6 protein-coding genes are annotated in these 14,089 nt (G+C 32.6%); 2 read left to right on the forward strand and 4 right to left on the reverse strand.

What is annotated here, in order from left to right; translation table 11 throughout:
- Nucleotide 1: 1 nt before the first annotated feature.
- On the forward strand, nt 2-1,189 hold the full coding sequence (locus tag ACKI5C_RS02590; RefSeq protein WP_407431670.1) for an aconitase X catalytic domain-containing protein: 1,188 nt from the start codon (nt 2-4) through the stop codon (nt 1,187-1,189).
- Between the two features lie 355 nt (nt 1,190-1,544).
- Here ACKI5C_RS02590 and ACKI5C_RS02595 read toward each other — a convergent pair whose 3' ends face one another.
- From ACKI5C_RS02595 to ACKI5C_RS02610, 4 genes are all read right to left on the reverse strand, one after another.
- Nucleotides 1,545-2,021, reverse strand: a complete 477-nt coding sequence (locus ACKI5C_RS02595) for a hypothetical protein (RefSeq protein ID WP_407431671.1) — start codon at nt 2,019-2,021, stop codon at nt 1,545-1,547.
- On the reverse strand, nt 1,966-2,175 hold the full coding sequence (locus ACKI5C_RS02600) for a hypothetical protein (protein WP_407431672.1): 210 nt from the start codon (nt 2,173-2,175) through the stop codon (nt 1,966-1,968). The genes ACKI5C_RS02595 and ACKI5C_RS02600 overlap by 56 nt, the downstream gene beginning before the upstream one ends.
- 56 nt (nt 2,176-2,231) lie before the next feature.
- Nucleotides 2,232-4,586, reverse strand: a complete 2,355-nt coding sequence (locus tag ACKI5C_RS02605) for a hypothetical protein (RefSeq protein WP_407431673.1) — start codon at nt 4,584-4,586, stop codon at nt 2,232-2,234.
- Nucleotides 4,587-4,647: 61 nt separating this feature from the next.
- On the reverse strand, nt 4,648-6,723 hold the full coding sequence (locus tag ACKI5C_RS02610; protein WP_407431674.1) for a hypothetical protein: 2,076 nt from the start codon (nt 6,721-6,723) through the stop codon (nt 4,648-4,650).
- 684 nt (nt 6,724-7,407) lie between these two features.
- Here ACKI5C_RS02610 and ACKI5C_RS02615 point away from each other — a divergent pair.
- A partial coding sequence (locus ACKI5C_RS02615) for a right-handed parallel beta-helix repeat-containing protein (protein WP_407431675.1) occupies nt 7,408-14,089 on the forward strand: 6,682 nt, incomplete at its 3' end.

Raw genomic sequence — 14,089 nt, forward strand, 5'->3', positions numbered from 1 at the left:
TATGTTTTTGACAAAAAAAGAAGAACAGATGTGTGATGGTGAATTCGGTGAAACCATCCGTAAAAGTATGGATATTCTAGTTGCTTTGGGTGATATTTATGGAGCTTCTAAACTGGTTGATATTACTTCGGCACAGGTATCTGGTGTTTCATATAAAACTATCGGTCAGGCAGGTCTGGAATATTTGGAAGACTTGGCCAGTGAAGAATTTGAATATTCTGGAATTAATGCTTCACTAAACCCTCCTGGAACTGATTTGGATAATTGGGAAGCTTTAGGATTTCCAAAAGAATTTTCAATTAAACAAAATCAGATTGTAGATGCTTATGGAAAACTTGGGATTTCTAAAACGTGTACCTGTACACCATATCTTGTGGGCAATGTTCCAAGATTTAGAGATCATGTATCCTGGTCTGAATCATCTGCAGTAGCTTACGTTAATTCTGTTATTGGTGCTCGTACAAATCGTGAAGGAGGTCCTGCAGCTCTTGCAGCCGCTATTGTTGGAAAGACTCCTCTTTATGGATTCCATTTGAAACAAAATCGCAGGGCAAACCTGATTGTCAATGTCAGCACTGAATTGTCCGGAGCTGACTGGGGAGCATTAGGTTATATTGTTGGAAAAACAGTTGGTGGGGGAGTTCCTTACTTTAAAGTTAAAAATACTCCAAACAACAATGATTTAAAAACTTTGGGCGCAGCTTTAGCATCATCCGGTTCTGTGGCATTATACCATATGGAAAATGTAACTCCTGAATGGGATAATGCAGATAGGGAAGAAGTTGAAGATTACATGTTTGTTGATGATAAGGATATTTTAGAAACTCGCCAAAAATTAACAACAACAGACCGTGAAGCAGATTTAATTTGTTTGGGTTGTCCTCATGCTTCGTTGGAAGAAATAAAAAATGTTGCAAATATTGTAAACGGAAAAACTATTAAAAACAAATTATGGATTTGTACTTCTGTATCCGTTAAAGCAACAGCTGACAGAATGGGATATACTGAAATTATTGAAGCTGCAGGCGGAAATGTAGTATGTGACACCTGTATGGTTGTAGCTCCAATCGAAGATATGGGCTTTGAAGTTATTGGTGTTAATTCAGCAAAAGCTGCCAATTACGTTCCGTCAATGTGCGGACTTGATGTAGTTTATGATGATGTGGAAAAACTTATTCATTTTGAATAATTTTTTGGGAGTGTCCGATAATTATTTGATTTTCGAATCTCCTTTATTTTTATCTTAAAAATGCAAGAATACTCCGACTTCTTAGGTCGGGGATGAATTGCAATGTATGGGATACTTATTGATAAATGGTGGGTTTTTTCTTTTTTGAGGATGTGACGCAAAATTTTTAATCAAATTTTGTGTTTTTGATTTTTTTATAAATTTTCTTTTTTTTTAGTTGTTTTTTCTGACTTCATAGTATGTAAAATTAAAATAAAAATAAGTAAAATAAAATTAAAAAGTAGTGACTTCGTGTCACGCCCCCAAATAGTAAAAAAAGAAAAAAATATGATTTTTTTCTTGTTAACGAACTTATCTAATTTTTATATTTTTTAATTATACCTCCTACTGCGATAATTGCAATTATTGCCAGTATTATCCACCAAAGATTGCTGTCTCCACTATTTGTTTGAGGGTTGTCAATAGCTTTGCTGACAGAGCTGCTGGCTGATTGATTGGTTGTATTATCATTATCTAGTGATACTCTATTCACATCACCATTTAATGAATCAGCATTAACAATATCACTATTATCACTATTATCACTACCTCCATAAGGAGCATCCTTTTGAGATTTTTGATTTTGATTATTAGTTTCATTGTTAGTCGCACCGAATCCCATGAGAATAACAATTCTATAGGTTTTCATTTCACCGTTATCAGGGTTAATTACAACAACCTTATGCTCGCCACGGCTTAATGAATTAAATTCGAATAAAGCATTACCTTCATTATCATTAATAACAGAATAACAAGGAGTTAAGTGTTTGTTGTGTATAAATTGCTCCACCATAATTATCTGCCATATTATTATAAAAATAAGAATTTTCAACATATAATTCTCCAACAGAATAAATTGCTCCACCATCTCCATCATCAAGCGCATTAGATGTGAATTGGCAATTTATAATTCTAAGTGCTTTATTTACACCAAAGTGCATATGCATCTTGAAACTTCAATGTTTCTGTCCAGAAATCTGACAGACTTTTTGTTAAATGAATTTTAACATGGTATTTTTGGATTTTCTAAATCTAAGATTGTTGTAGGTACTTTATTGTTACTGAAATCAGCACGTGGTAGAACTTCTGTTATTATCTCGCCGACAACATCAATACCGAAACCTATTGCATTAAATAAAGCTTCTGAACCGACGGTAACTACTCCATTAACAACTTTGAAACATACACGACCTATTAAAGATGTTAAAGCTCCGGATATACCATCAAATGCACCTGCAATAACCATCATTAGTAAACAATTGTAGATATTGAAATTATGATCCAAATAAACTCCTTCTATAAGTTCTTCAGCACCTGCAAGAATGCCTCCACCAACAAAACAGATAGCACCGGCAACTCCTTCACTGAAAAAATGACCACAAACTAAAACCATAGCAACACATAATAGTACTTCAACACCTCTTATAACCCATCTAAGAACTTCACTGGGTGCGTCTGATGTGACTTTGAGGGTGCTTGTTAAAACGCCATTATTTATAACATATGAATTGCCGAGTATAACACATTTTGCATCTTTACCATAATTATAGATTTCTTTACCTTCATCAGCTTTTGAATCAATGAATGTACAATTATCGATTGTTATTTCACCAAAATCATTATAGATTGCTCCCCCATCATCTTCGGCAACGCTTTTTTTGAAAGTAAAGTTGTTTAAAATCATAATACCGTAATGATTAAAGATGGCACCACCATTTTCTGCATTACTATTGATGAAATTACATCTATCACCATAAATTAATCCCACATTGTTGTAAATAGCTCCGCCATCACCATAAGCGGTATTAGATGTGAAATTACAATCTATGAGGCTTATGATTCCTTTTTCGTTATAAATTGCACCACCATGTTTTGCATAACCTCCTTCAAATGTGGAGTCTGATATTGTTATTAATCCCTCAGCATTATAAATTGCACCGCCATAATCATTCATTATCATATAATCTATTCTATTATTGTTAAAATGTGAATAACTAATGGATATTGAACCTTTATTAAATATAGCGGTATTAAATCTACTGATAGTTAGGTTAGTTATAGAACAAAATTGGCCTTGAACAATTTTAATAAAATTATATTCGTTTGAATCGGCATAGTTTTTTACGCTGATTGTTGCCCCATTTCCGAATATATAAATATTTTCCACATTTGGCATATATATTGCTCTTTGATTAATATTATAGGTTTTAGCTGATGTAAAGTTTAAAATTAAAAATTTCACATGTCCAATGTTGTCCATCATATTTAAAAAGTTTTTATAATCAGTTTCAGTATTAATGTTTACACATGTGATTTCATCATTATGGTTTAAAACTAAGCAAGTTGCTCCCTGGGAAGTATAGATGTTATTTCCATCATTAGTCTCAAGACTAGATTTTTTGCTAGAATAACCAGTATTATCTTTGAATTCGCAATCAACAAAAGTGGATTGACTTCCTTTTTCGTTATAAATTGCACCTCCATATTTTGCATAATTGTCTAAAAAATAACAGTCTGAACATTTTAAAATACCCCAGTTTCTTATTGCTCCACCATAATCCTCTTCAGAAATATAATCGACTTTGTTATTTTTTAATACTACATTTTTTATTTGACATGTTCCATAGTTTAGTATGGCTGTATTGAAACCGCTTATTGTCATATTATTCATCCATACAGTGGAACCCATATCAACATTTAAAAAATGATTTTCGTCTTTTTTATTTGGATTACTAATAGCTATTGTTGCCCCATTACCTCTAATAATGAGATTTTTCACATGACCCAATTTTATTAATTCGGATGACCATGGGCTAAATTCAAGTTTAAGATTATTTTTAAAATCTATAATTATCGCATCAAATTGACAGTTTTCGGTTGAAACTGATTTAGCTACTTTTTTAAAACTATCTAAATCAAAGACCTGTAGCATGCCTACATTAAGGGTAGTGTTGTCTGCTAGCGTTAATATAAATGTATTGTTTGAAGTTTGGTTTATTTTGTATTCGCTAGATGCAACTATGTCAGTTACATTAATTAGATTTTCTACCTTGGTTTTATCATTTTCTGAGTTACTGTTCTGTATAACAGTCAAATCATCTATATGATTACTGTGTGGCACTATATTTTCTTCTGAAGTCATATTATCCGTAGTTGTTGAATCGATTTGTGTACTTGAAAAATCATCAAAACTCAAACCACCAATATTTCGATAAGCCTCCATATCGACATGATCTCCAAGAAGATTTTCATTATTTCCTATATTATCATTAACTTCACATGCATTTATTGATGAAACTGAAACCAATAAAATTGCAATTAGTATTAGTGTTAATGAAATATTTTTTATAAGATTCATGTTATCACCGTATTTTTCCTATATTTTTTCTTCTGTATTATGTCTTAAAGTCTCAAATTAATTAGACAGTTAATTTATCGCTATAAATCATTGACATTACTTTTAATCCCTCCGTATGAACTTCATTGGGATAAATTGAGCTTATATCAATATCACCATCTGAATCAAATAGATTTTCTATTAATTTTTCAATATCGTTTCCTTTAATACTATCAATAAATTTGACAATAAAATTCTGATCAGCAGTTTTATCGCAATGGGTAATTATGGAGGTGTCATAGTTTGTCCATACATTGTTTACTATTGCAACTCCTCCTTCGCCAATACAGACATCATCACCTTTGCCATATGCCTCATTTCCACTAAAATAACAATCTTTTAAATTTATCATGCCTTGGCTGAATACTGCTCCACCATATTTTGCATAATTATTTGTGAATCTACAATTTTTGCAATCTACAATGCCGGTGGATATTATTGCAGCGCCGTAATCTCTATAAATCAAATAATCCATTCTATTATGATTAAATGTAACGGAATCTAGAATACATTCTCCTGCAAAGTTTTCAATACCAGTATTAAAACCTTCAATGGTTAAGTTACTAACAGACAGTATTTTATTTTCTCCTAAAATGGCCCATTTATTCTCATCGCTATCACTTGACTTTGTATAGATTTTTGTTCCATGGCCATTGATGTTTATAATATCGAAACCTCCTCCATTGAGGTTGAGTGAATGTTTGCTGTTGATAGTAAACGCATCGCAAAAATCTATGTTTAATCCAAAACTTATTGGATACTTACATCTAACAGAATTTGCAAGTACTGTATTGGAATTAAGCAAACAGTCTTCATCATAATTAAATAGGTATGCTAAAATGCTATTGAAGCATTTTACAGATGTAGATATTGCATTTACATAATCGCTTTCAAGTCTAGTGCTGGAAAAAATCTCAATACTTTTAACCATGGTCAGGGTATTATAATAATCTCCAAAGTATATCATATCATAAAAAATGTTATTGATGTTTAGAATATTTTTAAATTTATAATTTTTTGTAAATGAGATATCATCGAAATATTTGGTTATATGTAGGGTAAATTCATGATTATTACTGTCATATTCCCCATAATACAACATGCCGTTGTCAAGGTAAGATAAATTTCCATTGGTTAATACATTATACACTAAGGGGACCAAATCAATGTTTTCATTTATCACTGGAGACTTAAAGGAATACGCCAGGTATTTTACATCAATATTTGTTTTTGCTCCGTCAATGTATAGTATATTATCCTTGTAAGCATTATTTTTTAGAGTTATGTTTTCGCGTTTGTAATCAAAGTAAATTGCTTCGTGGGATAATTGGGAACTGGAATTGACAAAAATTGAATTAATGATTGTATTATTGAAGCCTCCAATATAAATTGCTCCCCCAACACCTCGGGCAATGTTATTTATAAAAAGACAGTCGTCAATAATGCCGTTATTTCCGCTCCAGCTTAATGCTCCACCATTAATCGCGTAATTTTCATAGAATGTACAACCTGAAATTACTCCATTGTCTCCCATCCATTGGATGGGACTACAACTTTCTGTGTAGGTATAAAACATCTCATCATCAAGTGGTTTTCCTGAATATCCGCCAATTTTAGGGCCTTTACCATCAAATGTATGGCTTTTTAAAGAAAGTCCATGGAATTCAAAGTTAATGAAAGTTAAATTATAAATCTTAACATTGTTTGCAGTAATTTTAAATAGTCCTGATAAATTTTGCCCGTCCATGGTGTGGCCATTTCCGTTAATGATTATGTCATTTTTATCGATAGTGATGTATTGTTTAGATGTGTTAATTTCACCGTTGAACGAATAATCTCTATCAATGTCATATGTCTCTCCAGGACTAAGATTTTGGATATTATCGTTCAATTCATCATAATCACCTAAAACATTCCCGTCTTCTAGATGGGTTTCATAACTTCCATTGACAGGAATATTCATATTATCATCATTTAATTCCTTATTAAATGTTATATTATCAACATCACTTGCAAATACGCAAAATAATCCTATTATGATATAAAAACAAAATATAGTAAATACTGTTAATTTTAAACTTCTTGTACAAAATTTCATTCACTCACCCTCTATTTTGGTTTTGCATTTTCTTGTAAAATTTTATTTTTAGGCATGACTAAATTTAATGCAATGTATGATTTACATTACATATAAATGTTTTGGATAATAAGTAGTTGTTCAAATTTTAAAAATCCATAATGTATGATATGGAGTAATATTTTTGTATATTCTATAAATTGATGTAAAAAAGTATTTTTATATTAAAATTATTTTACAATATATTTTGAATGATTTTACAATAGATTTTTTTATTTTACTATAATCTTTTAAATAATCATTTTAAGGATTATTTTAGTTTTATTTTATAAATAAAATTATTATATTTGTTTTTAATATTGGATTTAGAGTTTTATTACTATTTGACTATTAATTTGTGTTTATAATTCATATTGTTGATTTTGTTTATAAATTTTATTGTATAATATTATTTTATCAAATAATCTTTTTTAATTCTCATATTTAGTTTATTTTTTATATTAATTTATTATTATCAGGTTCAATCATATAAAATTATGTATGTATTTGTTTAGTTTTGTTGTTATTTTCTGAAATGATTTTAATTTTGTCCTTTATTTTCAAAAAGTAAAACATATATATTTGTTTTAACCAAAATAAATCTCGGTATAATTGTTTTCGCAGTTTATGGGAATGTTATACAATAGAAAAAAAGAGGTTATACAAATGAAAATAAAGCAGATATTTATTTTATTTTGCTTGTGTATAGTGTTTATTTCTACACTATCACTTGCATGTGCAACAGATGTTGTTGATGGTTCGATAGTTTCTATGTCTGGTGATGAAACACCAATTGCTCAGGCAACGGATACGCGGGATAGTATCCTGGCAGCTGATTCAGGATCATTTACCGAGCTGGATAATCAAATCCAGTCCACGTCGTCGAACGGAACGATTAGATTAGATAAAAATTATACATACACTAGCGGTGACAGTATCAATGGTATTGTAATTAGTAAGGACATTACTATTGATGGTGATGGTCACACTATAGACGGTGCAGGTTCCGCATCAATATTCAGCATTACAAATAATGCACATGTAGTGTTAAAAAATATTGTATTTATCAATGCTAGAGGTACAAATGGTTCAGCTATCAGTCTGACTTCCGGTGATAATGTTGAAGTTATCAATTCTCAATTTATTAACAATTCTGCTTTAAATGGTGGTGCAATTTATATTGCTTCTGCCGATTCCTCTTTTATAACCTTAACTTCAACTATTGTAGGCTCAACATTTATTGATAATAATGCTGTAAATGGTGGAGCAATTTATATAAGCGGCCCTTTAACAAATATTTCATCATCTATTTTTAAATACAACAAAGCTACAAATGATGGTGGATCCATGTATTTAGATTCGGGGGCGCATATCAGTGGCAATATATTCGAACATGAATCTGCTGGCCATGACGGTGGAGCGATTTATCTGAATAGTAATCTCGATTCCTCTTTAGTAAATCCTGACTTGGTTTCTAAGTTAGGTCTATTCAATAATATAATGTCCTACTGTAATGCAGGTAATGATGGTGGTGCCGGTTTCTTTAATGCAACTCATGGTGCTATTAGGAATTTAACATTTAATAGTAATATAGCTAATCGTAATGGTGGTGCTATAGTATGGTTATGTTCCAATAGTAGTATAGTTGATACTAAAGTATTTAACAACACTGCTATTAATGGTGATGGTGGTGGTATATATCTATATCCTCCTAGATTATCATCAATATTTGATGCTGCTGTAGTTATAATGTATTCTAATTTTATACAAAATACTGCAGGTAATGATGGTGGTGCTTTATACTGTGGTGGTTTATTTAGTGTTATACTCAACTCTACATTTGTATATGATAAAGCATATAATGGTGCAGGTATATACTTAGATGTTGGTGCTGCTATTAACTATTGTACATTCAATATGGAAAATGCTACAAACGATGGTGGTGCTATATATCTTCGTGCAAGTAATACCAATATTTCTGGTCTTAGTCCATATATGATGAAGTTGCTCATTGATAATGTTGGTGTAAGACATTCAGTAATTGCTAATTGTATCGCAGGTCATGATGGTGGTGCAGGTTATGTATACGGTAATCATGGAGTTGTACAAAATCTTACCATGATTAACAACACTGCCGGTAATGATGGTGGTGCAGGTTATGTTGTGGGTAACTACGGACAGTTATTTGACAGTCTCTTCATTAATAACACTGCCGCAAATGATGGGGGAGCATTGTTGTGGGAAGGAGTAAACGGTACTATTGATAATATTACTGTTGTTAATAATAAAGCAACTAACAACGGTGGGGGAGTAGCTTTGGATGCTGCTTCTTCACAGGGAACTATTTCCATTACCAATTCTTCATTCATCACAAACACTGCAGATTATGGTGGTGCAATTTATTGTGCTAACATGTTTACTAACATATTAAATTCCAACTTCGCTAATGATAATGCTGATTATGGTGGAGGAATCTATCTGGATTATGGTGCATATATTCATAATTCCACTCTTTTCAATGAAAGTGCTGTATATGATGGAGGAGGTATTTATCTTAACTCTTCAAACACAGAATTGGACCCAATTATTTTAGAACAACTGTTACTTGACAATAAAGTTGGGGTAATTGATTCATTTATTCTCAACTGTAGTGCCGGTCGTGACGGTGGTGCCGGTTATGTATATGGTGACTATGGTGTTGTAAATAATTTGACCATGATTAATAACTTTGCTGGCCGTGGTGGTGGTGCCGGTTATGTATATGGTGACTATGGTCGTTTGTACAACTCAACCATGATTAATAACAGAGCAGGTGACGACGGTGGTGCATTGTTCTGGCAGGGTAATGGTGGTACTGTATACAATTTAACCTGTAAAGTTAACTTTGCTGGTGATGCCGGAGGATCAATATTAATTTTTGGATCTGATTTATCTTTCACAGACTGTAATTTTAGTTTATCAAATGCTACAAACTATGGTGGAGCAATTTATATTTTTGGAGATAATGTTTTAATTAATAATTCTTTATTCGATAAATGTGGTGCTAATAATATTGATGGTGGTGCTATTTACGCTGCAGGTTCAAACACAACTATTTCAAAATGTAATTTCACAATGAATAGAGTTAATATTCCTAATGAAGGTCGTGGTGGATCTATTAATGTGCAAGGTAATGGTACTAAGATTTTAGATTGTATTTTCGATAAATGTACTGCTTATGAAGGTGGTGTTATTTATATTAATGGTACTAATGCAGTTCTCGATAATTTATCATGTATTTACAGTTTCGCTGCTAATGGTGGAGCATTTTATGTAAATGGTAATAATGCGATTATTTCCAATACTCAAGTTTCATATAATAATGCGACTGATTATGGTGGTGCTATTTATGTTGCTGGTGACTTCGCTTTAATTGATAATTCAAGCTTTGAAAAATGTATTGCCTATCAGTATGATGGTGGTGCTATCTATGTTGAGGGTTTAAATACCACTATTTCCAATTCAAACTTTGTTGAAAACAGAGTTAATATTCAAAATGAAGCTCGTGGAGGATCTATTAATGTACAGGGTAACGGTACTAAGATTTTAGATTGTATTTTCGATAAATGTACTGCTTATGAAGGTGGAGTTATCTACGTATTCGGTTCAGATGTTACTATTGATGGATACTCATGTAACCGTAGTTTCGCTACTAATGGTGGTGCTATTTATGTTAAAGGTGATTCTGTAACAATATCTAACTTCAACATGTCTTATACTAATGCGACTGATTATGGTGGTGCTATTTATGTTGCTGGTGACTTTGCTTTAATTAATAATTCTAACTTTTTAAGATGTATTGCTTATCAGAATGATGGTGGAGCGTTATATGTTGCTGGTTTAAATGCCACTATTTTAAATTCAAACTTCGAGGAAAATAGGGTTGTTGGCAGTAAAGCTCGTGGTGGTTCTATATATATTCAAGGGGATAATGTAAACCTTGAAGATTGTACTTTTACTCGATGTACTGCTTATGAAGGTGGAGTTATTTATATTGATGGTTCTAATGCAAGAATTGAACAATCTTCAAACACTTTCAGCTTTGCTGAGTCAGGTAGTGCAATTTATGTTGCAGGTAACAATGCAACTATTTGCCACTTTAATTCTTCATTTGCTAACGCTACCAAAGGTGGATCTATTTATGTTGAAGGTGATGATGCTAACGTATTTGATTCCAATTTCAGAATTTTTTCTGCTTCCGATAAAGGTGGTGCAATATATGTAGAAGGTGAAGACCTTAATATTGAAGGTTGTAGGTTCCAATATGGTTCTGCTACTGATGGTGGTGCTATTTACATTGAAGGTTCCAATACTACAGTTTCTCGTTCTAATTTCCTTAATCTTGGTGCTGTCAAAGGTGATTTTAATTACACTACGTCAGGTGGTGCAATTTATGTTGCAGGTAATGATACTTCAATTATCAGAAATTACTTCTCCCACAATAATGCAGGTAAAGGTGGTTCTATTTATGTAGCTGGTGAAAACACTGAAATTTCTGGTGTTGTGTTCACCGAAGTTAATGCTGCTGATGGTGGTGCTGTTTATGTAGAAGGAAATGATACCAATATTGTATCTTCCATATTTAATAGGACTATTTCTACTGGTGATGGTGGAGCTGTTTATTTAGGTGGTTCTAATGCTACTATTTCAGATTCCACTTTTAGTTTTGTTAATGCTACTAGTTATGGTGGTGCTATTTACATTGAAGGTGACGATTCTACTATATTCAACTCAAGCTTTTTACGTGCTCACTCACTTTTAGGTGGTGCTATTTATGTTTATGGTGATGGAGCAGTTGTAGATGATTCAACCTTTAATTATTGTATGGCTAATGGTACATATGAAGGTGAAAATGTCGGTGCCGGTGGTTCTATTTATATTGAAGGTGAAGATTCAACAGTATCAGATTCCAGCTTTGCATTCTCATCAACTACAAACTATGGTGGTGCGATTTATGTAAATGGTGCTAATGCAAATATTGCCAGAACTTCATATGCAAATTGTAGTACAACTGCATTTGACGGAGGTGCTATTTCTGTTAAAGGTGTAAATGCCACTATTTCCGATTCAAACTTCACAAGAAATAGAGTTAATGTTTCTAACTTTGCTCATGGTGGATCTATTGATATTCAGGGTGATGATACTAATATTTATGGTTGTTATTTCGATTTCTGTACTGCTTATGATGGTGCGGTTATTTATATAGATGGTAATAATGCTGTTATTGATGATTCCATATTTACTCACAGTTCTGCTATTAATAATGGTGGTGCGATTTATGTAAATGGTGCTAATGCTACTATTTCTAATTCCACTTTGAATTTCAATAATGCTACTAATAATGGTGGTGCGATTTATGTAGAGGGGGCTAATGCCCATATTGATGGTGATATTTTCGATAAATGTTCTGCTGATATGTTAGATGGTGGTGCTATTTATGTAAATGGTGCTAATGCTACTGTTTCTAACTCTAATTTCACAATGAATAGGGTTAATGTTGCGAATTTTGCCCGTGGTGGATCTATCTATATTGCAGGTAATGATTCTAAAGTACTTAATGCATCATTTACTTTATGTATAGCATATGATGGTGCAGCACTCTATCTTGAAGGAGATAACGGTATTATTGATGGATCTACCTTCATGTATTCTTCAGCTATTAATAATGGTGGGGCTCTTTATCTTGCAGGTAATAATGCTACAATTTCAAACTCCCTTTTAACATATAACAATGCTACAATGAATGGTGGTTCTATGTATGTTGCAGGTAATAATACTAATATTATTGGATCTACATTCAATAGATGTTCTGCTGATATGTTAGATGGTGGTGCGATTTATGTAGCGGGTTTAAACACTACTATTTCTGATTCCCACTTTTTTAGAAACTCAGCTAATGGTACTGATGCTCATGGAGGGTCTATTACTATTCAGGGAAATGGTACTAAAGTTTTAAACACAGATTTTGATATGTGTATAGCTTATGAAGGTGGTGCGATTTATGTAAATGGTGCTGATGCAAAGATTGATAATTCCACATTTACTCACTGTACTGCTGTGATTAATGGTGGTGCTATTTATCTTGCAGGAGATAATGCAATTATTTCAAACTCTAATTTGGAGTACAACAATGCTTCAGATTATGGTGGATCAATTTATATTGATGGGGACAATACTCAAATTATTGGTGATAACTTTGATAAATGTTCAGCCATTAATTATTATGGTGGTGCTCTCCATGTTGCTGGTTTAAATACCACTATTTCCAATTCCAACTTTACTTTGAACTCTGCTAATGGTACTGATGGTCGTGGTGGATCTATTGACATTCAAGGTAATGACACCAAGATTTTAGATTGTAACTTTGTAAGATGTAGTGCATATGAAGGCGGTGCGATTTATGTAAGCGGTACCAATGCAATCATCGAGAATTCTACAATTACATTTAGTATCGCTTATGGTGATGGTGGTGCGATTTATGTTGCTGGTGAAAATGCAACTATTGCTAACTCACAAATGACTTTAAATAATGCTTCACAATATGGTGGAGCAGTTTATGTTGCAGGAGATAATGCTAATATAACATACAATGTTTTCGATAAATGTGCTGCAGTTACCAAAAATGGTGGTGCGATTTATGTTGCAGGTTTGAATACCACAATTTCTTATTCTAACTTTACTAGAAACTCTGCAAATGGTACTAATGCTCATGGAGGAGCAATTGATATTCGTGGTAATGATACAACAATTTATAAATGTATTTTCGAAAGATGTAGTGCTTATGATGGAGGAACACTTTATATTTATGGTGAAGGCACTGTAATTGACGGTATGGACTTTAAATACAGTTCAGCACTCCATGACGGTGGTACAATCTATATTTTAGGTAACAATGTTACTATATCTAACTCCAGTTTCACATTGACCAATGCTTCCCATAATGGTGGTGCTATTTATGTTGCAGGAAACAATTCAAATATTACTGATTCATCATTCTCTATCTGTATTGCTAAGAATGGTGGTGATGGTGGTGCTATTTATATTGCTGGTTATAACGCTTATGTTGTGAATTCTGACTTTAGTGTTACTCAGTCTACCAATGGTAAAGGTGGAGCTATTTATATTGAAGGTGACAGGGCTGATGTATTTAATTCCACTTTTGCTAGATCTAATTCTACTGCTGGTGGTGTTATTTATATTGAGGGTGATGATGCTCATGTTCTTGATTCCAGTATGATGTATTCCTCTTCTAATGTTGTTACTAATGCTACTGGTGATGGTAATGGTGGTGCTTTATATATTGCTGGTG

This window comes from Methanobrevibacter sp. (assembly GCF_045646045.1).
Taxonomy (GTDB): domain Archaea; phylum Methanobacteriota; class Methanobacteria; order Methanobacteriales; family Methanobacteriaceae; genus Methanocatella.

Bases quoted from the DNA above. Each gene is read 5' to 3' on its own strand.
- ACKI5C_RS02600 (WP_407431672.1), bottom strand. From the start codon at position 2,175: ATGCATATGCACTTTGGTGTAAATAAAGCACTTAGAATTATAAATTGC.
- ACKI5C_RS02605 (WP_407431673.1), bottom strand. From the start codon at position 4,586: ATGAATCTTATAAAAAATATTTCATTAACACTAATACTAATTGCAATT.
- ACKI5C_RS02595 (WP_407431671.1), bottom strand. From the start codon at position 2,021: ATGGTGGAGCAATTTATACACAACAAACACTTAACTCCTTGTTATTCT.
- ACKI5C_RS02610 (WP_407431674.1), bottom strand. From the start codon at position 6,723: ATGAAATTTTGTACAAGAAGTTTAAAATTAACAGTATTTACTATATTT.
- ACKI5C_RS02590 (WP_407431670.1), top strand. From the start codon at position 2: ATGTTTTTGACAAAAAAAGAAGAACAGATGTGTGATGGTGAATTCGGT.